Here is a 449-nt window from a genome sequence, read left to right as displayed (position 1 = left end):
ATTCACGGACAAGCTGGTTAACCCTTAACCTTACTTGATTAGTAATGGAGTGATTGGTAGCAACAATTTGTGAGTGAGCACCACAAGAGTGAAGACAGTTTTTACACCAATATCGTTGTTTCTTAAGATATAGTCTAAATTCTTGACCAGTTAAACTAGTAATCTTTAATTTAGTTAATCGGGTACCATTTTTGACGATTGTAGGAAAACCGCAATAAGGGCAACGAGTTAAACTGTAGGTTAACTGGGCGTAAATCACTTTAATATTCCGCTTTTCTCCACCAACGTAGTCAATTTTATTAGTAACACCGGTAACATTAATATTTGTGTCTTTTAAATTTAGTAATTCTAGGATAGAATTGTTTTGGGACATCATAATTACCTCGCTTTGATTTTTTGTTTGGTCGCTTAAATCGTAGCACATGGGGCAGTGATGTCCTGTTTTTTTT

At 35.0% G+C, this 449-nt stretch carries 1 protein-coding gene; it reads right to left on the bottom strand.

Going from position 1 to position 449, the window contains the following annotated elements:
• The coding region (locus FC81_RS05620) for a transposase family protein (protein WP_162254820.1) at positions 1 to 424 on the bottom strand (424 nt) is incomplete at its 3' end.
• Positions 425 to 449: the final 25 nt, after the last annotated feature.

Source organism: Liquorilactobacillus capillatus DSM 19910 (genome assembly GCF_001434915.1).
Classification (GTDB): domain Bacteria; phylum Bacillota; class Bacilli; order Lactobacillales; family Lactobacillaceae; genus Liquorilactobacillus; species Liquorilactobacillus capillatus.
Note: the sequence above shows the minus strand (reverse complement) of the source record. Positions and strands in the feature narration are given on the sequence as shown.